Source organism: Kribbella catacumbae DSM 19601 (genome assembly GCF_000372465.1).
Taxonomy (GTDB): Bacteria; Actinomycetota; Actinomycetes; order Propionibacteriales; family Kribbellaceae; genus Kribbella; species Kribbella catacumbae.
The window spans coordinates 1-19,048 of sequence record NZ_AQUZ01000063.1 but is presented as its reverse complement, the minus strand read 5'-3'; the positions used below and the strand labels follow the sequence as shown (position 1 = coordinate 19,048).

Below are 19,048 nucleotides of genomic sequence, written 5' to 3'. Positions count from 1 at the left end.
TCAGGCCCAGGTGGAGCGGACTGGGGTGGAGAGCGGCATCGAGGAGTCGCGGATGATCAGCTCGGGGGTGACGAGGACGCGCTGGATCGGGCGCCGGCGGCCCTCGGTCAGCCGGGCCACCATCAGCTCCACCGCCGTCCGGCCGACCATCGGCTTGGGCGGCCGGACCGCTGTCATCGCCGGTTCCGCGAGCTTGGCGACCTCGTCGTCATAGGCAACGATCGCCAGGTCGCCCGGGATCGTCATGCCGAGTTCGTTGCAGTACTGCGCGACCGACATCGCCTCCGGATCGGAGTGGATCACCAGCGCCGTCGCACCGGATGCCCTGCATCGGTCCAGCAGCTGGGCGATGAGCGCGCGATGCCCCGGCTCGTCCATCCGGACCGAGTCGCGGACCACCAGGCCGGCTGGGATGCCGAGGTCAGCACAGACCAGGTCCCAGCCGCGGGCGAGGTGGGCCGAGGTAGGGCTGCCCTTCGACAGCAGCAGACCGATGTTGCGATGCCCGTGGTCGTGCAGGTGCCGGACCGCGAGTTCGAGGCCGAGCGCGTGGTCACTGCGCACCCACTCCAGCTGGTACGGCGTCGGTGTCCAGCGGGGTGGTTGCCGTTCGACCAGGATCACCGGGACCGGCAGCTCGCCGATCCACCGGATCATCTCGAGCGAGTCGCCCTCCAGATTCGGCGCGAGCAGCAGCCCCTGGACTTGCTGCGCCTCGATCAGCCGGGTGATCTGACGCCGGTCCTCGGCCCAGTCGTACGTCGAGCCACGCAGCTGGATGTTGACGCCTTGAGCCGCCGCGGCCGAGCGTGCACCGCTGACGATCGCCGGCCAGTAGTAGTCCAGCGATGGGACGACCATGCCGATGGTGAATCGGGGCCCGACCGAACCACGGCGGCGGGTCGGCGCGGCTGGCGTGAGCTCGGTCGGCAAGGTCGCTCCGCCGTGCACCTTGGTGAGCAGGTTCTGCGCGGCGAGCGCAGCGATGTCCCGTCGGACGGTCAGCTCGCTGACGCCGAGCAACTCGGCCAGCTCCCGGACCCGGACGGCACCGTGCCGGCGCAGCTCGTCCATGACCCGCTCATGCCTCTGCAGCCCGAACATGCGGTCGTCGGACACGCCTGTTCACCTCCCATGAACGAATCTGAACGTTTCTGATCAAGCCCGTGCGAACTCTAGAGATCATGAATGACCAAGACATCTCATGTTCACATGATCGCAACGGTAACCGCTTGCCGGGCATCCCGCCCAGCCCTCAGGCGAACTAGTGCGCCGCGCCGGAGCACTAGATGACGGCGCCCACCGCCCTGGTGGTGATGAACCGGGATGCGTTCGAGGCGCACTTCGACCAGTCGAGGCTGGAGCTCTTGCACGGCCTGGTCGCCCTGCCGGAGCCGCTCTGGGTCGACCAGCTGGACTCGCCGGCTGCCCGCGCCCGGCTCGCCACCGCCGAGGTCCTGGTCACCTCATGGGGTGCACCGCGACTCACGGCCGAGCGGCTCGCCGTCGCGCCTCGGCTCCGCGCTGTCTTCCATGCGGCGGGCAGCATCCGCTCGCTTGCCGACGACGCGCTCTGGGATCGCCAGATCGTCGTCACCACGGCCGCGAACGCCAATGCCGTTCCGGTCGCCGAGTACACGCTGGCCGCGATCATCTTCGCCGGGAAGAAGGCGCCCTTCCTCGCCGCGAACGCGAAGACGGCGTACCGCGGCTGGAGTCACCCGCAAGGCTTCGGCGACTTGTCGAACCTCCGGCGCACGATCGGCATCGTCGGGTTCTCCCGGATCGGCCGTCGAGTGGTTGAGCTCCTGCAAACCCTCGAAGGCGCGACGGTACTGGTCGCCGACCCGTACGCCGATGCGAAGGCCGTCGCTGCCGCCGGTGGCCGGCTCGTCGAGCTGGACGAGTTGCTGCCGCTGGCCGATGTCCTCTCGCTGCACGCACCCGCGTTGCCCAGTACCGACCGGCTGATCGGCGCGGCCGAACTGGCCCAGCTCCCGGACCACGCGACCGTCGTCAACACGGCTCGCGGAACCTTGATCGACTCCGACGCGCTCGCGGCGGAATGCAGCACCGGCCGGCTGTTCGCCATCCTCGACGTCACCGACCCGGAGCCGCTGCCCCCGGACTCGCTGTTGCGGTCCGTGCCGAACGTGATGATCACGCCGCACCTGGCCGGCTCGCTGGGCACCGAGATCCATCGGCTCACCGACCACACCCTCGGCGAGCTGACCCGCTGGCTGGCAGGCGAACCCCTGCTCGACCAGATCACCGCCGACACCCTCCCGCTCAGCGCCTGAGCCCCCGACCCCGCAGTACCCCGTCCGCAGTACCAAGTTCAAGGAGTACGTCGTGAAGCGACACCTCGTCCCCACCCTCGCCGCCGCGGCGGCGCTGGCCCTGCTCACCGCGTGTGGTGGCAGTGGCTCGTCCGACCAGCCGGCCGACGGCGCCCAGACCATCAAGGTCGCGCTCTGGAACTACGCCACCACCCCGGAGTTCAAGGCGATCATCGACGGTTTCCAGCAGGCCAACCCGACGATCAAGGTCGAGCCGGTCGACATCCTGGCCGATGACTACGCCGAGAAGGTCACCACGATGCTGGCCGGCGGTGACACCACCGACGTCCTGACGATGAAGAACGTCATCGACTACTCCCGGTTCGGCACCCGCGGTCAGCTCCTCCCGCTGACCGACGAGGCGAAGAAGCTCGATCCCGCCAAGTACTCCGGTCTCAGCGCCTACGACCTCGAAGGCAAGTACTTCGCGTTGCCGTACCGACAGGACTTCTGGGTCCTCTACTACAACAAGGCGCTGCTGAAGCAGGCCGGTGTCGAAGAGTCCAAGCTGCAGAACCTGACCTGGGATGGCTACGCCACCCTGGCCAAGAGCCTGACCAAGGGCGACGGCGGGACCAAGGTTTACGGCGCCTACCAGCACACCTGGCGATCGGTCGTCGAGGCGACCGCGGCGGCGCAGACCGGTGGCGACCTGCTAAGTGGCGACTACGGGTTCTTCAAGGACCAGTACTCGATGACGCTGGACCTGCAGAAGAACGGCACCTTGATGCCGTGGGCAACGGCCTCCAGCCAGAAGGTCACCTACAACACGATGTTCTCCACCGGCAAGGCAGTGCTGATGCCGATGGGCACCTGGTACGCCTCGACCCTGCTGGCCGACACCAAGTCGGGCAAGACGAAGGTGGAGTGGGGGATGGCGCCGCTGCCGCAGCGGGCCAGTGACGGCAAGGTGACCACGTTCGGATCGCCGACGGCGTTCGCGGTGAACAAGAACTCCAAGCACTCCGACGCGGCGAAGAAGTTCGTCGAGTGGGCCTCCAGCGAGGCAGGCGCGATGGCAGTCGCCAAGGCCGGCGTGACGCCCGCGCTGACCAGCCAGCAGATTCTCGACACGTACTTCGCGCTGCCCGGCGTACCGAACGGTGAAGTGGCCAAGCAGGCGTTCAAGCCCGACAAGGTCGTGCTGGAGATGCCGGTCAGCGACAAGTCGTCCGACGTCGACCAGATCCTGACCGAGGAGCACGAGTTGATCATGACGGGCGAGAAGTCGCTGGACGACGGCCTGGCCGAGATGTCCAAGCGGGTCAAGAGCGAAGTCCGCTGACCATGGCAACGACCCTGTCCGCCGCCGGGACCGGCAGGCGCCGCAGCAGCACCTGGATCGGCTGGAGTTTCATCCTGCCGAACTTCCTCGGGTTCGCTGCGCTCACGCTGGTCCCGGTGATCGCCGCACTCGCGTTGTCCTTCCTCGACTGGGATTCCTACAGCACCCCGCGCTGGGTCGGCCTGGACAACTTCGAGCGGATGATCCACAACGACACCTTCTGGACGGCGCTGAAGAACACCGCGTACTACGCGATCGGTCACGTGCCGCTCACGCTGTGCGCGGCGCTCGGCTTCGCCGTACTGCTGAACCAGAAGTTGCGCGGTGCCCGGTTCTTCCGGACCGCGTTGTTCTTCCCCTACATCACCTCGCTGGTCGCGGTCGCGGTGGTCTGGAACATGCTGCTCAGCCCGGACCTCGGCCCGGTGAACCAGTTCCTCCGGGCGATCGGGATCGACAGCCCACCGGGCTGGACCACCTCGACGACCTGGGCGATGCCAGCGGTGATCGTGGCCAGCGTCTGGCGGGATCTGGGCTACTACATGATCCTCTACCTGGCCGGTCTGCAGACGATCCCGGCGGAGCTGTACGAGGCTGCCGAGGTGGACGGGGCCAATGGCTGGCAGCGGTTCTGGAGCATCACTGTTCCTTCGTTGCGGCCGACAACCTTCTTCGTGCTGATCATGCTGACCATCTCCAGCTTCAAGGTGTTCGACCTGATCCAGGTGATGACCGAGGGCGGTCCGGGCCGGTCGACGCTGGTGTTGTCGCAGGTGATCTACCGCGAAGGGATCGTCCAGGGCCGGTTCGGCTACTCGTCGGCGGTGTCGATGGTGCTGTTCGCCATCGTGCTGACGATCACGCTGATCCAGTTCCAGTTGCAGCGCAGGAGCGAACGATGACACTGACCGTTTCACCTCCGGCGCCGGTGCAGACGCCGGCGAACCCGCCGAGCCGGCCACGGAAAGCAGTCCCCGTACGCCGGGCGCTCGCGTATCTGCTGCTGAGCGTGTTGTCGGTGGCAGTCCTGGTTCCGTTCGCGTGGATGGTGTCGGCGTCGCTCAAGCTCGACGCCGACGTGTTCAGCGTGCCGATCCAGTGGATCCCGGCCGAGTTCCACTGGGAGAACTTCACCAACATCTGGGAGCGCATCCCGCTGCTCACCTACCTGCGGAACTCGGTCTTCCTGAGTCTGACCATCACGGCGCTGCAGGTGTTGACCGGGAGCTTCGCGGCCTACGGGTTCGCCAAGGTGCGGTTCCCCGGCCGGGATGCACTGTTCCTGGCCTACATCGCCACGATCGCGGTGCCGTGGCAGGCGTACATGGTGCCGCAGTACATCATCATGCAGAAGGCCGGCCTGGTGAACACGCACCTCTCGCTGATCCTGCTGCAGGCGTTCGGTGCGTTCGGGGTCTTCCTGATGCGGCAGTACTACCTGACGATTCCCGACGAGCTCTGTGAGGCCGGCCGGCTGGACGGGCTGAGCGAGTACGGGATCTGGGCCAGGATCGTGCTGCCGCTGTCCAAGCCGGCGCTGGCCAGCCTTGCCCTGCTGACCTTCGTCAACACGTGGAACGACTACATGGGCCCGTTCATCTATCTGACCGACAACAAGCTGTGGACCATCCAGTTGGGGTTGCGTTCCTTCGTCGGGCTGTACGACGCGGAGTACGCGATGATCATGACCGGCTCGGTGCTGTCGGTGCTGCCGATCCTGGTGATCTTCCTGCTCGGCCAGAAGTACTTCGTCCGGGGCATCGCGACGAGTGGGCTGAAGTGATGGCGTCGCCGCTGGCCCGGGTCAATGTCCGGGCGGACGCCTGGGAACTGATCTGGTCGTTCGCGCAGCGCGTGCTGGTGGTGAATCTCTGCTTGGCGCTCGGTGGTTTGCCGCTCATGCTTGGGCTCGCCCTGGTCGCCGAGCCCTGGCGCTATCCGGTCTTCTTCGGCGTCTTGGCGCTGCCGCTTGGTTCCGCGGTGGCCGTGGGCTTCGGCTACCTGGCTGATCTTCCGCTGCTCGCCTCCGTTAGGAAGGTAGCCAAGTCCGCCGTGCTGGTTTGGGCGTTCACGCTGGCCGCGGCCGGAGTACTGCTGGCTGATATCTCGGTTCTGTACGACGCGATGCCCGGTGCCGCGCTGGTTCCGCTGCTGGCGGTGCTGACGGAGCTGGTCTTCGCCGTCGGCCTTTGCTCATTGGTGCTGTTGGCAACGGAACCTGGCTTGGCGCCTCGGGCTCGGCTTCGAATGGCCGTCTATGCGACCGTCCGGGGCTGGCCATTCACTCTGCTCAGCTTGGGGGTTCTCGCCGCGGCGGTTGTGCTCGTCTCGCTGCATCCCCTTGCCGGACTGGCGACCGTACCGGGCTGCGGCCTGTGGGTCGTGCTGACGAATACCCGCCTGCAACTCGCCAAAATCCTAGGAGAGTCATGAGATCACGTGTCCGGCTCGGCGCCGCGCTTGCCGTGGTGGGACTGTTCCTGCTGTCCCTGATCGCAGTGCCCGCCTCGGCCGACCTCGGTACGGCGTACACCTCCTTCCGGCCCGGACAGGAATGGCGCGACACCGCGGGCAAGGTCGTCCAGGCCCATGGCGGTCAGGTCGTGCCCGCTACTGACGACCGCGGCAGGCGCATCTGGTACTGGTACGGCGAGGATCGCAGCAACGGCTACTACGACAGCCCTGGCGTGCACATGTACTCGTCGTACGACCTCTACAACTGGAAGGACCAGGGAGTCGTCCTGCGGTCGATGAGCTCGAAGGACCAGTTCACCGACGACAAGTACTTTGCCCATCTCTACAAGGGGTACAGCGCCGCGCAGCGCGAGGTCGTCTGGCGTGACCTGTCGACCAACAAGGTCCGCACCGACGGATGGGCCGCGCCGTCGATCCTCGAGCGGCCGAAGGTCATTTACAACCAGGAGACCGGGCAGTGGGTCATGTGGGTGCACTCCGACGGGCCGACGACGCCGGAGATGACCTCGACCTATGCCCGCGCGGAAGCGGGTGTCGCGGTCTCGAACTCGCCGAAGGGGCCGTTCCGGTGGATCGACTCGTACCGGCTCAATCGCGTTCCCAGCGACTCGGTCCCGTGGTGCGGTACATCGCCCGCCTTCGACCCTGCCGGCGATGTTCAAGTCCGAGGGGACCTACTATCTGGTGACCTCGGGAGCGACCGGGTGGGATCCCAACCCGGCGCGGTATGCGACGGCCAAGAGCATCCTCGGAAGTTGGGCTGACCAGGGCAATCCCATCCCGGGGTCTGGTGCCGCGAACACCTTCCGGTCGCAGAGCACCTCGGTGATTCCCTACGACCGCGCGAACAACAAAGTTCATCTTCATGGGTGACCGGTGGACGCCGAGCGACCTGGGCAACTCGCCGTACGTGTGGATGCCGATGACGTTTGGTGAGGGCGGCAGTCTCACCATCGGCTCGGACGCCGAGTGGAACCTGAAGGATCTGCAGCCCTACCAGCGTTGGACTGTCGAAACTGTTCTTCCCGACCATGTGTGGTTGCGGGACACCAGCAACCTCCCGGCGAAGGTCGCTGTCACCACCGGTCGGCAGACACAGACGCTTGCTGTCACGTGGGACGCGTCGACCGTTGCCCAGCCGGGACCGGCCAAGGTGCGGGGGACTCTCGCCGATGGGCGGACCTTCACGCGATCCATCCTCGTCGTACCGCACAACCTGCGGTACGTCGTCAACGCGGGCGGCGCGGCCACGGCCGACTGGAAGCGAACCGTCGAGGTAGCCGCAACTGAAGGCACTGTCCTCAACTCGGTACCCGAGCAACCAGTCGGCGTCGACCCGAAGACCGCCACGACGTGGGGCTTCACCGGCGCAAGCGGCACCTACGGAGGTGCCGCTGACGGCCTCTACAACACCCTGCGCTGGGCGAAGAACAAGGAAAGCCTCGTCTACGACTTCACCGGCCTGGAACCAGGCACCTACACAGTCCACGCCGGCTACTGGGACCCCTGGCCCTGGGCCAACCGCGCAGCCAGCGTCTCCATCAACGGCACCGTAGTCGACCCAGAACGCCTCTTCACCACCACCTACACCGCCGCCGAATACCCCAACCAGATCCCCCGACATCCAACTAAGCTGGCTAATGCTCTCCAAAACCAGCTAGCGAAGTCACCGAGCACGCCAGAAGCCCAGGTCAGTTGACCTGGGCTTCTGTGGTGCTACGGAGAGGTGCTCAGTTCAGCGGGTGGAGGTCACTCGCCGACGAGTTGCGGGCCGCCGCTACCGGTGAGCAGGTAGTGGACTGAGGCGTCCTGCGGTGCTGCGAAGCTGCCAATGGTGTTGATGACGGTCTGTGTGCCGACCGCCTTGCTCATGGCGTACACGGTGCCGGTGTTCGTGGCGTTGTTGAAGCCGGTGAGCAGCGTGCTGCTCGCGCCGCAGCGCTGGGCGACGAGCTGGTTGAAGGCCGCGAAGCCGGTCGTGCGGACTACCTTCAGGGTCGCCTTCAGCGGCAACGTGGCGGGAACGCGGATCGTCCACAGCGCGCCCTGCTTGGTGGTGGCCAGCAGGGTGTCGTACGTCGCCGTCGCAGCGATCACCGTGATCGCCTTGAACGACTGGTAGCCCGGCGCGCTGCCGTTGGAGGCGACCGGACCGGTCGGGCCCTTGACGCTGTAGCGGTACAGCGAGCCGTTGGTGTGCAGACCGTACAGGTTCATGCGCCCCCGGCCGGTGGTCGGCTCGTAGTAGTTGGCGCTCGTCAGGGTGGTGAAACCGCTCCAGCCGGTGCCGAGCTTCTTCGAGCTGACCACTGGGGTCTCCGAGCCGTTCTTGTACGTCTCGGCCGCGGCATAAAGGTTGCCGCTCTGCGTCACGAAGCCGGCGAAGTAGTTCACGCTCGCGGACGGCTCCCAGTAGTACCAACTGGAGCTGGCGCGGATGCCGAACAGCTTGTATTGCGCTAACGGCTCCGCGGTCACCGGCTTGGTGGCGGTGATGTCGTAACCACCGCTCATCCCGGTCGCGGTCACCGCGCCGACCCCGACGCCGCAGGCCGCCGCGGCCGCCTGCGCGTTGGTCTGCGGCAACTTCGCAGCAGCCTTGCCCGCCGCCTGCCGGGTCGGCCGTGGCTCGCCCTGTACGTTCGCGCTGGCCTGCCCGGACAGTCCAGCCCCCGCGACCAGGCTCAGCCCGGCCACCGTCAGTGCAAATTGACGGATTCTCATCAAAATTTCTCCCTTGGTACTCGATGCCCCCCGAGGCCGTCTCGCACCGACGAATGTCGGGAGAACCTTACCTAGTCAGGGGCCTATACCAGAAAACAATTGCAGCTAGTTGCAAGAGCGGGCCGAGTGTTGCGGCCCGGGCAGCCGGTCGGCCAGTCCGCGTTCACCTCCGCTCCACCCGCAGCCCGGACGCTTTGATCAGCCCCATCGGCACGCTTCCCGTCCGATCCGTCCGAGGGACACCTGATGCACCCGCCTGTACTCCGCGTGCTCACGGCAGCACGCGCCGCCACTCGTGTCACCGCAGTAGTACTGCTCGCCGCGCAAAGCCTGGTCGCGCACGGCCTCACAGTGCACAGCCTCGCCCAGCACGGCCTGGTCGCTGCGGCGGCCGACGCGGTGGCTGCTGGCGATGCCCTTTGGGAGGTCAAGCCGGCGGCGAACATCTTCGGCCCGGATCGGCCGAGCTACAGCTACACCCTGCCCCGCGGCGGCCAACTCCGGGACTCCCTGGTGATCGTCAACCGCGGCAAGACCCCGCTCGTCCTGTCCCTGTACGGCGCCGACGCCTTCACCAGCGACGCAGGCAGGCTCGATCTCCTCGGCAAGGACGCGAAGTCGCAGGACGTCGGCGCTTGGGTGCAGCTCGATCGGACCACAGTGCGGGTCGCACCCGGCCGATCCGTCGACGTGCCGTTCCGACTCGCCCTCCCGGACAGTGCCGCACCCGGCGACCACCTGGGCGGCATCGTCACCGGTACTGCGAACAGTCGCCAGGCCATCAAGATCCGGCTCCGAGTAAGTGGCGAACTCAAACCAGGCCTAACAGTCGAGAACCTGAAGGTGCACTACACAGGCACGCCGAATCCGCTAGGCACCGGCAGCGCCACCGTCACCTACACCCTCCGCAACACCGGCAACGCAATCATCGCGGCTCGCCAAGCCGCCTCCGTCGCCGGTCCCTTCGGCGCCTTCGCGGCACACCCGGCCCAACTCGTCGACTCACCCCAACTGCTTCCCGGGGAAACCTGGCAGATCGCCGCGCCGATCCACGGAGTACCACCCGCCCTCCGCCTGACCGGCACGGTCACCGTCGTACCGCTTCTCAAAACCACGCCACTCGCCGCCACGGAGACGGCGCTGGCGGCAAGCTCCACCAGCCAGACGCCGTCCAGCGCCACCACTCACGCGGTCGCCATCCCTTGGTCCCTCCTACTCCTCCTGGCCGCCGGCGCAACCATCACCGCCTTCCTGATCACTCGTCACCGCCACAGGCCACGCCCCGCCCACGCCAGGTGAGTCACTCGCAAAGGCGGCGGACTGCCTCTAGCTCTGCGTCGACCGTCGCCAGCTGCTGGGTGACGGCATCCTCAGGCGCGTCCTGCGGGAACTGGAGGGTGAACTGGTACTCACTGCCGGTCCCGTTCGGCAGGACGCGGCTGTACGCGCCCTGACTGGGGTCGTCGGCGGAGAGGATGTCGACGGTGCCGTGCTCGCGGGAGGTGCGGACGATGATGCGCGCCTCGCCCTGATCGTTCTCGACGATCCAGTGGTCGCCGTCGGGACGGATCGCACGAGCGAACCCCGGCGCCCATTGAGGCAGCGTGGACGGGTCGGCCACGAGGTCGAAGACGGCCTGTGGCGATGCGGAGATCGAGATGGATCGGGTCTGGGTGACTAGCAGATTAGTATGCATGTGCCTATCATAGGCACATGCACATCATTGTCCAACACCTATCATCGCAAGCATGCAGCGCGAAGACCTGGGATCGCTGTTCGGGCGGATCATTCGCCGGCTCATCGCCGCCGAGAAGCCGTTGCTGGACGGCCACGGGCTGTCCATGTGGGGATACGGCGTGCTCACGCACCTGGCCAAACAGTCCGCCGCCAACCAGCTCGCGCTCGCCACCGCGATCGGTTACGACAAGTCCCGGCTGATCGCGCTCCTCGACGACCTCGAGCAGGACGGCCTGGTACTGCGTGAGCCGGATCCGGCGGACCGTCGCAATCGACGAGTCCGTCTGACGCCGGCGGGGAAGGCGCGGCTCGCCGCAGTACGGGCCGACATCCGCGCGATGGAGGACGACCTCCTCGCCGGATTCACCGCAGCCGAGCGACGCTCCCTGACCAGGATGCTGACCCGCCTGGCGAACGGTTAGGCATTAGCCGGTGATGTCATCGGCGAGTTTCTCTGCGTCCTTCTTGGTGAAGTTGGAGCTGATCTGGACCTTGCCGCCGGTGATCGGTGACATCACGGTGGGGGCGCTGACCACCCGGCCGTTGACCACGATCGCGAGCTGATTCTGCGGCGGGGTCTTGGCGGCGAGTTCGGTGGTGAGCCGGGCGAAGGACTGCGAGCCTTCGTCGTCAAGGCTCAGGTTGACGATCCACGCGGTGTCCTGGCCGGCGGCCGCCTTCACCTCGGTCACGCGGGCGCCGTCGAGCTCGACCTTGCCGAGTCGCAGGCGGTCTCGGCCGGCGCCGGGGTCGCGGTGCAGTCACCCCGCTCGGTTTTGATCACCGAGCGGAACTGCACCGCCTCCGGCGCTGACGGCCTGCCGCCGGCGTTGTCCGCCGACGGCTCCGAGTCGTCCTTACGCACCAACAACACAGCGACCACCGCCACCACGACGACCAGCACCAGCCCGAGCACGATGACCAGGATCAGCGGGCCGCGACTCCGCTGCGGCGGTGTGCCTCCGTACGGCGGCGACGGGTACTGGTTCTGCTGAGCCATGACAGCGATGCTAGGTGCCGACAGGTACCACCGCAGGCTGCTCTAGGTCGCGCTCGACGGCGACGGCGGGCAGAAGGCGGTCGAGCCATCCCGGGAGCCACCAGTTGGCGTCGCCCAGCAGCTTCATCGCGGCAGGGACCAGAACCAGCCGCACGATCGTCGCGTCGACGAAGATCGCCACGGCCAGGCCGAGTCCGAACATCTTGATCGTCGGATCGGAGCTCGGGACGAAGCTCAGGAAGACCGAGATCATGATCAGCGCGGCCGAGGTGATGACCCGGCCGGTACTGGTGATGCCGCGGATGACCGAGCCTTCGTTGTCGCCGGTGCTCAGATACTCCTCGCGCACCCGGGAGAGCAGGAACACCTCGTAGTCCATCGAGAGCCCGAACAAGATGGCGAACAGGAACATCGGGATGAACGAGACGATCGGCACGGTCGTCTCCAGCCCGATCAGACTGGCACCCCAGCCCCACTGGAACACCATCACCAGCACGCCGAAGGATGCGCCGATGCTCAGCAGGTTCAGCAACGCGGCCTTGAGCGGCACCACGACCGACCGGAAGATCAGCGTCAGCAACACAATGGACAGCAGGATCACCGCGCCGATGAACACCGGCAGTCGATCGTTGACCCGGTCACCGACATCACCGAAGCTCGCCGTCTGACCACCGACATGCGCCTTCGCCGGACTCTGAGCGAGCACCGCCGGAAAGACCTCCGCGCGGAGCCGCTTGACCGTATCCATCGTGGCGTCGTCCTGAGGACCAGTCGTCGGTACTGCGACCAGCGTCGCAACCCCGCTCGCGGTGTCGACCAAAGCCGGTGCGACGCTGGCGATGCCCTTGTCAGCCTTGACGGCGTCGGCGAGCGGCTGGACCACGTTCGGATCCTTCGAGATGTCGACTGCGATGACCAACGGGCCGTTGACTCCAGGACCGAAGCTCCCGGCGACGAGGTCATAAGCCCGTCGCTCGGTGCGGTGCTCAGGAAGAGCGCCTTCGTCAGGTGTGCCGACCCGCAACGTCAGTACCGGCGCGGCGACCGCGAGCAGCAGCAGGGTAGCGCCGATCGCATAGGCCTTGGCATTCCTGGACACGTGCTCAGCCCAGCGCTGCCAACCCGCGCCCGCGCCTCCCAGCCGGGCATGCCTGCGATGAATCCCGAGCCGGTTGATCCAATGCCCGGCCAGCCCCAGGAACGCCGGCAGCAAGGTGATCGAGGTGACCACCATGATCAGCACGATGAGCGCGATCGCGATGCCACCCGCGGTCATGAACGGTACGCCGGCCACCGCCAGCCCGAGGATCGCGATCACGACCGTTCCACCGGCGAAGACCACGGCCCGGCCCGCCGTGGCGACGGCACGACCGACCGACTCCTCGACGGCCAGCCCCTGCGCGAGGTACTCGCGATGCCTACTGACCAGGATCAGCGCGTAGTCGATGCCGACTCCCAGCCCGACCATGCTGCCGAGTACAGGAGCCCAACTCGGTACTTCGACCAGGTAGGCGACCAGCGAGAGCGAGCTGATCCCGACGGCGAGGCCGAACAGCGCCATCCCGATCGGCAGTCCCATCGCGATGATCGAGCCGAACGCCAGCAGCAGGATGACGATCGCGACGGCCAGGCCGATCGCTTCGCCGGCGCCGGTCGCGGGCTCCTCGAACGCGAAGAAGAGGTCGCCGCCCAGCTCGACCTGGAGGGGTGAATCCCGGCCGATCCGGTCGCCGAACGTCTTGAGATTCTCGAGATCGGCAACGGAGAGCTGCTCGGACGGCGGGTATTGGATACGGAGGAGGGCGACGCGGCCGTCGGGCGAAATGGCTCCGGCGTCCCCGGAGGCCAGCGCACCTGCGGGATCGCTGGTCCCGAGCACATGGGGGAGTGCGGCCGCTGCCGACTGGACCTGCGTCAGGGCGGCTCGCGCAGCTGGTGAGTTCACGAACGTCGCCTGGGCATCGCGCGGTGTCACGACCACCTGGGCAGTCAGTCCGACCTGGTCCGAACCGGCGGACGTCAGCAGGTCGGTCGCCTTCTGGGAGTCGACTCCCGGCGCCCCGAACGACTCCTCGAGTTTCTGGCCGAAGGCACTGGAGGTCGCGACCACGAGGACGGCCACGACGATCCACGCGCCGATCACCGTCCAGGGCCGGCGTGCGGCGTACCGGCCCAACCGGTAGAGGGAATTCGACATCATCTTTGGTCTCCTTCAGCGCTGAAATGGCCTGGCACTGAGCGTGGCGGGACCGCTGGGCAGGCACCTCGGGAGAAAGGCCGGAGTTCCCTCGTCCGACCGGCCGATCCACGACCCGTACTTTGGGCCGATCCGCCGGGCGGCCGGGCTCTCTACTCTGAGGTCATGTCGGGAAACGTCATCCGCCTGCTGCGGGCCGAACCACGGGCGCCACATGCCCCTCGGTGCATGTGGCGGGACTGTGTGCTCGCCGGCCTACTGCTACCGACGGCGATCCTCGAAGGCGTCCTCCGCGAGCACGTGGTCTGGAGACCCGTCGCGACCGCAGCCGCGGTGATCGTCATCTGCACGCTGCTGTGGCGACGCACCCATCCGCTCGCGACGGTGGCCATCGCCTTCGGCACCGTGATCGTGCTCGCCATCGCGGCGCTGATCGGCCCGGGCGAGACCATAGGCCTGAACACGACGATTGCCATCGTGCTGCTGCCGTACTCGCTGGCGCGCTGGGGATCCGGCCGTGAGGTCACGATCGGGCTGGCGATCATCGTCGTCGCACTCGTCATGGGCACCGCCAGCGACTACACCGGCGTCGTCGAGGCCGTGGCCGGCACCATCTTCCTGTTGTTCTTCCCGACGCTCGGCGCGACGGTCCGGTACTGGACGACATCGAGGTCGCGCGAGCTGGATCAGGTACGGCTGCGGGAGCGTGAGCAGTTGGCCCGCGAGCTGCATGACACGGTCGCTCACCATGTCTCGGCCATCGCCATCCGTGCGCAGGCGGGGCGAGTTGTCGCCGTCTCCCATCCCGAGGCCGCCATGGACGCGCTCACCGTCATCGAGAAAGAGGCTTCGCGTACTCTCGCCGAGATGCGCATCATGGTCCGCGGCCTCCGCGACGCCGAGGTACTCGCGCTGGCTCCGCAACCTGGTCTGGCCGACCTGAAGCGACTCGCCAGCAGCGATCTGCCGCGCGTCGAGGTGGAGCTGTCGGGTGACCTGGTCGAGTTGGGGCCGTCCGTCGAGGCGGCGATCTACCGCATCGCCCAGGAGTCGATCACGAACGCAGTACGGCATGCTCGGCAGGCGACCCGCATCGCGGTCGTCGTCACCGGAGAGAAGGACTGCGTGCGCCTGACCATCCGCGACGACGGCGCTACCGACTCGGCACCGCGAAACTCGCTGGGCTATGGCCTGGTGGGCATGACCGAGCGGGCGATGCTGCTCGGCGGATCCTTCGAAGCAGGGCCAGGGCCGGAGAAGGGCTGGGCCGTCGTCGCGGTACTGCCGAAGGCCGGTGCCGCCAGGTGACCGTCCGGGTGCTGGTCGCGGACGACCAGGATCTCGTCCGTACCGGTCTCTCGATGATCCTCGACGCCCAGCCCGGCATCGAGGTGGTCGGCCAGGCGGTCGACGGAATCGAAGCGGTGACAATGGCCCGGGTACTGCGGCCCGACGTGTGCCTGTTCGACATCCGGATGCCGGGCATGGACGGGATCGCGGCCACCCGCGAGCTGGCCGGAGCCGGAGTGGCCGACCCGATGGCGATCGTGGTGATCACCACCTTCGACCTCGACGAGTACGTGCACGGCGCACTCAAGGCGGGTGCCCGGGGGTTCCTGCTCAAGGACGCCGGGCCGGAGCTTCTGGTCCAGGCGATCCACGCCGCCGCCAACGGCGACGCCCTCATCGCCCCGAAGATCACGGCCCGGCTGCTCGCCGCGTTCTCCGACTCACACCTCGGCCGCCCACCGGTCCAACCCGTCGAACCGCTCACCGACCGCGAAGAGCAGGTCCTGATCACGGTGGCCCAGGGCCGGACCAACGCCGAGATCGCCACCGACCTCCACATCAGCCTCAGCACGGTCAAGACCCACCTGACCAGCGTGATGACCAAACTCGGCGCCCGCAACCGCGTCGAAATCGTCATGTGGGCTTACGAAACAGGCCGCGTCACCCGCACGAAGACCTAGTGACCGGCTCCTACTCACAGCCCAGGCCGGGCGCTAGGTATTCGGTCATGGTGGCCCTCATCGGGGAGTACCGTCCGCGGCGAGTGACAGCTTGCCGGCGAGGGCCGACTGCATTGCGGGGACGTCGACCCAGACCCGGAGCGTCAGCAGCTTCTCGTCCCGGATCTCGAGCAGATGGATCTCACGGACGTCGAACTGGTTGCCGTTCGCAAGAATCCGGCCGCGGGTGCGGCCGACCTGGACGACGGCGTCGCCGGCATCGAAGAGGTCTTCGACGTCAAGCTCGGTGTCCAGGTGGCCCAGGAGGGTGCCGAAGAATGCCGTGACACCGTCCTTGCCCCGATGGGTTCCGCTCCACGGGAGTCCGGGGGACTGCTCGATCACGGTCTCGGCCGTGACCGCTGCGAGGATCGTGTCCAGGTCCCGGCGGGCGAAAGCGTCGTACAAGGTCTGGCAAAAGGTGATACTGCTGGTGGTCATCGAGTTGTTCCTGTCTGAGGTCAACGGTCTGGTCCGCTGACCAGGTTGACGGCGACGCAAGCTTGGTGACCCAGGAGCAGTTGGCGGAACTGTCGGGCCTCAGCGCGAACGCGATCAGCTCGCTGGAAAGAGGCAGCCGTAGGTCTCCGTATCCGCAGACCGTCAAGGTGATTGCCGCCGCGCTTGGGTTGGAGGCGGCTGAGCGGGTGGAGCTGGAGAGCAGCGTGGCGCCTCGTGGGTCCACAGTGCGTGGCCGAGCAACTGGTCGAGCCGTTCCCCGAGGGTGTGGTGATGGTGCCGCTGGCGTCGGTGACCGACGCATCCTCAGTGGTCCAGACGATCGCCGAAAACCTTGGTCTGCACGAACTCGGCTCGCAGCCGATCGAGGACATGCTGCGGAGCTACCTGCAGAGCCGGCGGCTGTTGCTGGTACTGGACAACTTCGAGCATCTGACGGATGCCGCCGCGTCGATCGCGGATCTGCTGGAGTCCGCCCCTGGGCTCGCAGTACTGGTCACCAGCCGTTCTCCTCTGCGGGTCAGGGCGGAACAGATCGTCGTGGTCGAAGGACTGAGTCCTGCGGTGGCCAGAGAGCTGTTCATCGAGCGCGCCGGCCAGGCGGCCGTCAGCATCGCTGAGGCAGACGTTGCCGCGATCAACGAGATCTGCCGACGGCTCGACTGTCTTCCGCTGGCCATCGAGCTCGCGGCCGCCCGGACCAGGGCGTTGCCGCCGGCCAGCCTTCTCGATCGCCTCGACGCGGCATTGTTCAGCGCCGACCCGGGAGTTCGTGATCTCCCCGACCGGCAACGCACCTTGCACGACACTGTTGCGTGGAGCAACGACCTGCTGACTCCGGAGAACCAGACCCTCTTCAGCCGGCTCGGGGTGTTCTCCGGAGGCTGGAGCATCGATGCTGCCGCGGCGGTGAGCGGCATCGGCGAACCGGCGATCCTGGACCTGCACGCGGCGCTGATCGACAGCAGCCTGGTCGAACGCGATCGGAGCGCGCCCCTATTCCGGATGCTGGAGACGATCCGTTCGTTTGCGCTGGAGCAGCAGCGAACGAGCGGCATCGAGCTCGCCAGCAGGGATCGGCATGCCACGTACTACCAGCAATGGGGAGCCGCCGCGCTGGATGAGATCTGAATCAGCTGGACCAGGAACAACACAACCTCCGCTCCGCCTGGCTCCATCTCCTCCGCGCAGGCAGGCTCTCCGAGCTGGCCGACCTGTGCGTCGGTCTCATGTCCTGGTGGTTGATCCGCTGCCGCTTGACCGATGGAGAAGCATGGACCGCCGAAGCCTTGGCTTCACCTTCCTGTACTCCCGCCGATCGGGCGAAGATCCAGTTGGCCGCGGGACTCGTGATCTATCCGCGAGGGCGGCTCGACGAGGCCGCTGACCGGTTCGCGGAGTCGTACCGGCTGGCTCGCGAGACCGACGATCGGCAGGTGCTCGCTTGGGGGCAGGCCTGCTGGTCCAATCTCGAGGCGTACCGCGGCCAGTTGCCGAAGGCTCTCGAGCTCGCAGCCGGGGCGGAAGAGGCAGCCCTCAGCCCGAACGACCAACCCGCTCTCCTGGCGAAGCTCGGACGGGCCCATGTCGCGATCGCCTCCGGTGAGCTGGACGAGGCCGGCGCTTTGCTGGCGGATCTGGAACACCGTGCACGGCAACAGGGCTTGCTGTGGACAATTGGCGTAGCAGCCGGCACGCACGGCCGGGTGGCTCCGCTCCTCGGCAAGCCCGCCGAGGCAGAGATCATGCTCCAAGAGTCCGTGAGGCTCTTCGACCAGGTCGACGATCGCTGGGGCATGATGCACTCCCTCGTCCACCTCGCCGACGCGGCCGCGCAGCTACCCGACAGCCGCCGCGCGGCCACTTTGTACGGTGTCACCGATCAGTTGATGGAGCGAACCGGGGTCTCGATCTTCCCGGCCTGGCAGGAACTCAGCGACCACTGCCAGGCCCAGGCGATCACCGCGACCGGCCTCGAAACCTTCCTGGATCTCCGCCTCAAAGGCCGCCACCTCACCTGGGACGAAGCCATCGACCTCGCCCTGCGCCGAGAGTGACAGCGCGCTCCTGAAGCCAACACGTGCAAGCGCGCGGAAGACGATGTTGTCGTAATGCCGACCAGTAAGGATGCACCCACTGTCACACCCCAACAACAGCCGCGACGACATGGGCTGCAGAACCGCCCGGTACGGCGGCGACCGCCTGCACAGCACCACCGGTCGTAGTCGCGCCGAACGCTGCGCGGCTCCGCATTGCCATGGAAGCTCCTCACGCGATCGCCGTCGCCACAGACGGAACGGAGATCGTTGCCTCGGCCGGCGCGGACATCACCATCACACCGGCTGGGAGGGGCGTCACCTGGCTCCCCGCGTAGCTGGCGGTGCCGACTTCAAAAGTCGCAGGCTCACCCGTGCTGCCTTCCAGTGCAGGCGCGGGTCAGGGGTGCTCATCTTCGGGGATGGGGTGAGTGCCGGTGTGGTCGACGCGGAACTTGAAGCCGTGGCGGGTGGTCCATTCCGTGGCGGTGCCGTCGACGGGCCGGGACTTCCAGCCGGCGAAGGTCTTGACGCGGTGACTGCGGCGGCGGAGAGGTCTGAGGTTGGCGGTGCTGGTCTGGCCCTTCGGTCCGGCCGGATCGAACGGCACGACGTGGTCGATNTCGGTGCGGTTGGTGGTTTCGCCGGGGCCGTAGGGGAACTGTTCGACGGGGTAGGTGAGCTTGATGCGTTCCCGGAGTCGGGCGGGAATTTCGTAGGAGTTCTCGTTGATCTGATCGTGCAGGTCGATGACGGGCTGGACGATGATGCGGTCGTGCCCGACGAG

The 19,048-nt window shown here is 67.0% G+C and carries 20 protein-coding genes and 1 pseudogene; 14 read left to right on the top strand and 7 right to left on the bottom strand.

Translation table 11 applies throughout. The features are described 5' to 3' along the window. Complete coding sequence (locus tag A3ES_RS0138900) at positions 1 to 1,119, bottom strand: substrate-binding domain-containing protein (RefSeq protein ID WP_020392253.1); 1,119 nt, start codon at positions 1,117 to 1,119, stop codon at positions 1 to 3. Between the two features lie 170 nt (positions 1,120 to 1,289). Here A3ES_RS0138900 and A3ES_RS0138895 point away from each other — a divergent pair, with 170 nt between their 5' ends. The 7 genes from A3ES_RS0138895 (at position 1,290) to A3ES_RS0138865 (ending at position 7,798) form a co-directional block, all read left to right on the top strand. Next, a complete protein-coding gene (locus A3ES_RS0138895; protein WP_020392252.1) occupies positions 1,290 to 2,300 on the top strand; it encodes a hydroxyacid dehydrogenase in 1,011 nt (336 codons plus the stop codon). Positions 2,301 to 2,352: 52 nt separating this feature from the next. Beyond that, on the top strand, positions 2,353 to 3,624 hold the full coding sequence (locus A3ES_RS0138890) for an ABC transporter substrate-binding protein (protein ID WP_020392251.1): 1,272 nt from the start codon (positions 2,353 to 2,355) through the stop codon (positions 3,622 to 3,624). Positions 3,625 to 3,626: 2 nt separating this feature from the next. Continuing rightward, positions 3,627 to 4,526, top strand: a complete 900-nt coding sequence (locus A3ES_RS0138885; protein ID WP_020392250.1) for a carbohydrate ABC transporter permease — start codon at positions 3,627 to 3,629, stop codon at positions 4,524 to 4,526. Then, a complete protein-coding gene (locus A3ES_RS0138880; RefSeq protein ID WP_020392249.1) occupies positions 4,523 to 5,407 on the top strand; it encodes a carbohydrate ABC transporter permease in 885 nt (294 codons plus the stop codon). The genes A3ES_RS0138885 and A3ES_RS0138880 overlap by 4 nt, the downstream gene beginning before the upstream one ends. Beyond that, complete coding sequence (locus A3ES_RS0138875) at positions 5,407 to 6,057, top strand: hypothetical protein (protein ID WP_020392248.1); 651 nt, start codon at positions 5,407 to 5,409, stop codon at positions 6,055 to 6,057. Before A3ES_RS0138880 ends, A3ES_RS0138875 begins: the two co-directional genes overlap by 1 nt. Next, positions 6,054 to 6,863, top strand: a complete 810-nt coding sequence (locus A3ES_RS0138870) for a glycoside hydrolase family protein (RefSeq protein ID WP_026163603.1) — start codon at positions 6,054 to 6,056, stop codon at positions 6,861 to 6,863. Before A3ES_RS0138875 ends, A3ES_RS0138870 begins: the two co-directional genes overlap by 4 nt. A 101-nt stretch (positions 6,864 to 6,964) precedes the next feature. After that, positions 6,965 to 7,798 (top strand): Ig-like domain-containing protein, encoded by an 834-nt coding sequence (locus A3ES_RS0138865; protein WP_020392247.1) that lies wholly within the window; start codon positions 6,965 to 6,967, stop codon positions 7,796 to 7,798. 50 nt (positions 7,799 to 7,848) lie between these two features. On the opposite strand, the gene A3ES_RS0138860 is transcribed toward A3ES_RS0138865, so the two are convergent. Next, positions 7,849 to 8,823 (bottom strand): hypothetical protein, encoded by a 975-nt coding sequence (locus A3ES_RS0138860; protein WP_157630981.1) that lies wholly within the window; start codon positions 8,821 to 8,823, stop codon positions 7,849 to 7,851. Between the two features lie 246 nt (positions 8,824 to 9,069). Between A3ES_RS0138860 and A3ES_RS49980 the strand changes: the two genes are divergently transcribed. Further along, positions 9,070 to 10,122, top strand: coding sequence for a hypothetical protein (locus A3ES_RS49980; RefSeq protein ID WP_020392245.1), 1,053 nt, complete (start codon positions 9,070 to 9,072; stop codon positions 10,120 to 10,122). A 1-nt stretch (position 10,123) separates the two neighbouring features. Here the strand turns inward: A3ES_RS49980 and A3ES_RS0138850 are convergent, their stop codons facing one another. Continuing rightward, on the bottom strand, positions 10,124 to 10,519 hold the full coding sequence (locus A3ES_RS0138850; protein WP_020392244.1) for an SRPBCC family protein: 396 nt from the start codon (positions 10,517 to 10,519) through the stop codon (positions 10,124 to 10,126). A gap of 52 nt (positions 10,520 to 10,571) precedes the next feature. Between A3ES_RS0138850 and A3ES_RS0138845 the strand changes: the two genes are divergently transcribed. After that, positions 10,572 to 10,982, top strand: a complete 411-nt coding sequence (locus tag A3ES_RS0138845; RefSeq protein ID WP_020392243.1) for a MarR family winged helix-turn-helix transcriptional regulator — start codon at positions 10,572 to 10,574, stop codon at positions 10,980 to 10,982. Positions 10,983 to 10,985: 3 nt separating this feature from the next. On the opposite strand, the gene A3ES_RS0138840 is transcribed toward A3ES_RS0138845, so the two are convergent. The 3 genes from A3ES_RS0138840 to A3ES_RS0138830 are packed head-to-tail and all read right to left on the bottom strand — an operon-like array spanning position 10,986 to position 13,760. After that, positions 10,986 to 11,252, bottom strand: a complete 267-nt coding sequence (locus A3ES_RS0138840; protein WP_020392242.1) for a SecDF P1 head subdomain-containing protein — start codon at positions 11,250 to 11,252, stop codon at positions 10,986 to 10,988. After that, complete coding sequence (locus tag A3ES_RS0138835) at positions 11,249 to 11,560, bottom strand: hypothetical protein (RefSeq protein ID WP_020392241.1); 312 nt, start codon at positions 11,558 to 11,560, stop codon at positions 11,249 to 11,251. The genes A3ES_RS0138840 and A3ES_RS0138835 overlap by 4 nt, the downstream gene beginning before the upstream one ends. A 10-nt stretch (positions 11,561 to 11,570) precedes the next feature. After that, positions 11,571 to 13,760, bottom strand: a complete 2,190-nt coding sequence (locus tag A3ES_RS0138830) for an MMPL family transporter (RefSeq protein ID WP_020392240.1) — start codon at positions 13,758 to 13,760, stop codon at positions 11,571 to 11,573. Positions 13,761 to 13,922: 162 nt separating this feature from the next. On the opposite strand from A3ES_RS0138830, the gene A3ES_RS0138825 reads away from it, so the two are divergent. After that, positions 13,923 to 15,065: a sensor histidine kinase gene (locus A3ES_RS0138825; RefSeq protein WP_026163602.1), complete on the top strand. Its 1,143-nt coding sequence runs from the start codon at positions 13,923 to 13,925 to the stop codon at positions 15,063 to 15,065. After that, positions 15,062 to 15,727 (top strand): response regulator, encoded by a 666-nt coding sequence (locus tag A3ES_RS0138820; RefSeq protein ID WP_020392238.1) that lies wholly within the window; start codon positions 15,062 to 15,064, stop codon positions 15,725 to 15,727. Before A3ES_RS0138825 ends, A3ES_RS0138820 begins: the two co-directional genes overlap by 4 nt. Before the next feature lie 57 nt (positions 15,728 to 15,784). Here A3ES_RS0138820 and A3ES_RS0138810 read toward each other — a convergent pair whose 3' ends face one another. After that, positions 15,785 to 16,207 carry a nuclear transport factor 2 family protein gene (locus A3ES_RS0138810; RefSeq protein ID WP_020392237.1) on the bottom strand — a complete coding sequence of 141 codons (423 nt, stop codon included), beginning with the start codon at positions 16,205 to 16,207 and terminating at the stop codon, positions 15,785 to 15,787. 65 nt (positions 16,208 to 16,272) lie between these two features. On the opposite strand from A3ES_RS0138810, the pseudogene A3ES_RS57325 reads away from it, so the two are divergent. The 3 genes and pseudogenes from A3ES_RS57325 to A3ES_RS0138800 form a co-directional block, all read left to right on the top strand. Next, positions 16,273 to 16,410 (top strand): annotated as a pseudogene (locus A3ES_RS57325) (helix-turn-helix domain-containing protein); the annotation flags it as partial. Positions 16,411 to 16,456: 46 nt separating this feature from the next. Continuing rightward, positions 16,457 to 17,356, top strand: a complete 900-nt coding sequence (locus A3ES_RS55765; RefSeq protein WP_026163601.1) for an ATP-binding protein — start codon at positions 16,457 to 16,459, stop codon at positions 17,354 to 17,356. Between the two features lie 98 nt (positions 17,357 to 17,454). Beyond that, a complete protein-coding gene (locus A3ES_RS0138800) occupies positions 17,455 to 18,282 on the top strand; it encodes a hypothetical protein (RefSeq protein WP_020392235.1) in 828 nt (275 codons plus the stop codon). The last annotated feature ends 766 nt before the right edge of the window (positions 18,283 to 19,048 follow it).

Coding starts and splice junctions, on each gene's coding strand:
- A3ES_RS0138835 (WP_020392241.1), bottom strand. CDS start 11,560: ATGGCTCAGCAGAACCAGTACCCGTCGCCGCCGTACGGAGGCACACCG.
- A3ES_RS0138870 (WP_026163603.1), top strand. CDS start 6,054: ATGAGATCACGTGTCCGGCTCGGCGCCGCGCTTGCCGTGGTGGGACTG.
- A3ES_RS0138825 (WP_026163602.1), top strand. CDS start 13,923: ATGTCGGGAAACGTCATCCGCCTGCTGCGGGCCGAACCACGGGCGCCA.
- A3ES_RS0138810 (WP_020392237.1), bottom strand. CDS start 16,207: ATGACCACCAGCAGTATCACCTTTTGCCAGACCTTGTACGACGCTTTC.
- A3ES_RS0138880 (WP_020392249.1), top strand. CDS start 4,523: ATGACACTGACCGTTTCACCTCCGGCGCCGGTGCAGACGCCGGCGAAC.
- A3ES_RS0138875 (WP_020392248.1), top strand. CDS start 5,407: ATGGCGTCGCCGCTGGCCCGGGTCAATGTCCGGGCGGACGCCTGGGAA.
- A3ES_RS49980 (WP_020392245.1), top strand. CDS start 9,070: ATGCACCCGCCTGTACTCCGCGTGCTCACGGCAGCACGCGCCGCCACT.
- A3ES_RS0138800 (WP_020392235.1), top strand. CDS start 17,455: ATGTCCTGGTGGTTGATCCGCTGCCGCTTGACCGATGGAGAAGCATGG.
- A3ES_RS0138850 (WP_020392244.1), bottom strand. CDS start 10,519: ATGCATACTAATCTGCTAGTCACCCAGACCCGATCCATCTCGATCTCC.
- A3ES_RS0138895 (WP_020392252.1), top strand. CDS start 1,290: ATGACGGCGCCCACCGCCCTGGTGGTGATGAACCGGGATGCGTTCGAG.
- A3ES_RS0138885 (WP_020392250.1), top strand. CDS start 3,627: ATGGCAACGACCCTGTCCGCCGCCGGGACCGGCAGGCGCCGCAGCAGC.
- A3ES_RS0138860 (WP_157630981.1), bottom strand. CDS start 8,823: ATGAGAATCCGTCAATTTGCACTGACGGTGGCCGGGCTGAGCCTGGTC.
- A3ES_RS0138865 (WP_020392247.1), top strand. CDS start 6,965: ATGGGTGACCGGTGGACGCCGAGCGACCTGGGCAACTCGCCGTACGTG.
- A3ES_RS0138845 (WP_020392243.1), top strand. CDS start 10,572: ATGCAGCGCGAAGACCTGGGATCGCTGTTCGGGCGGATCATTCGCCGG.
- A3ES_RS0138830 (WP_020392240.1), bottom strand. CDS start 13,760: ATGATGTCGAATTCCCTCTACCGGTTGGGCCGGTACGCCGCACGCCGG.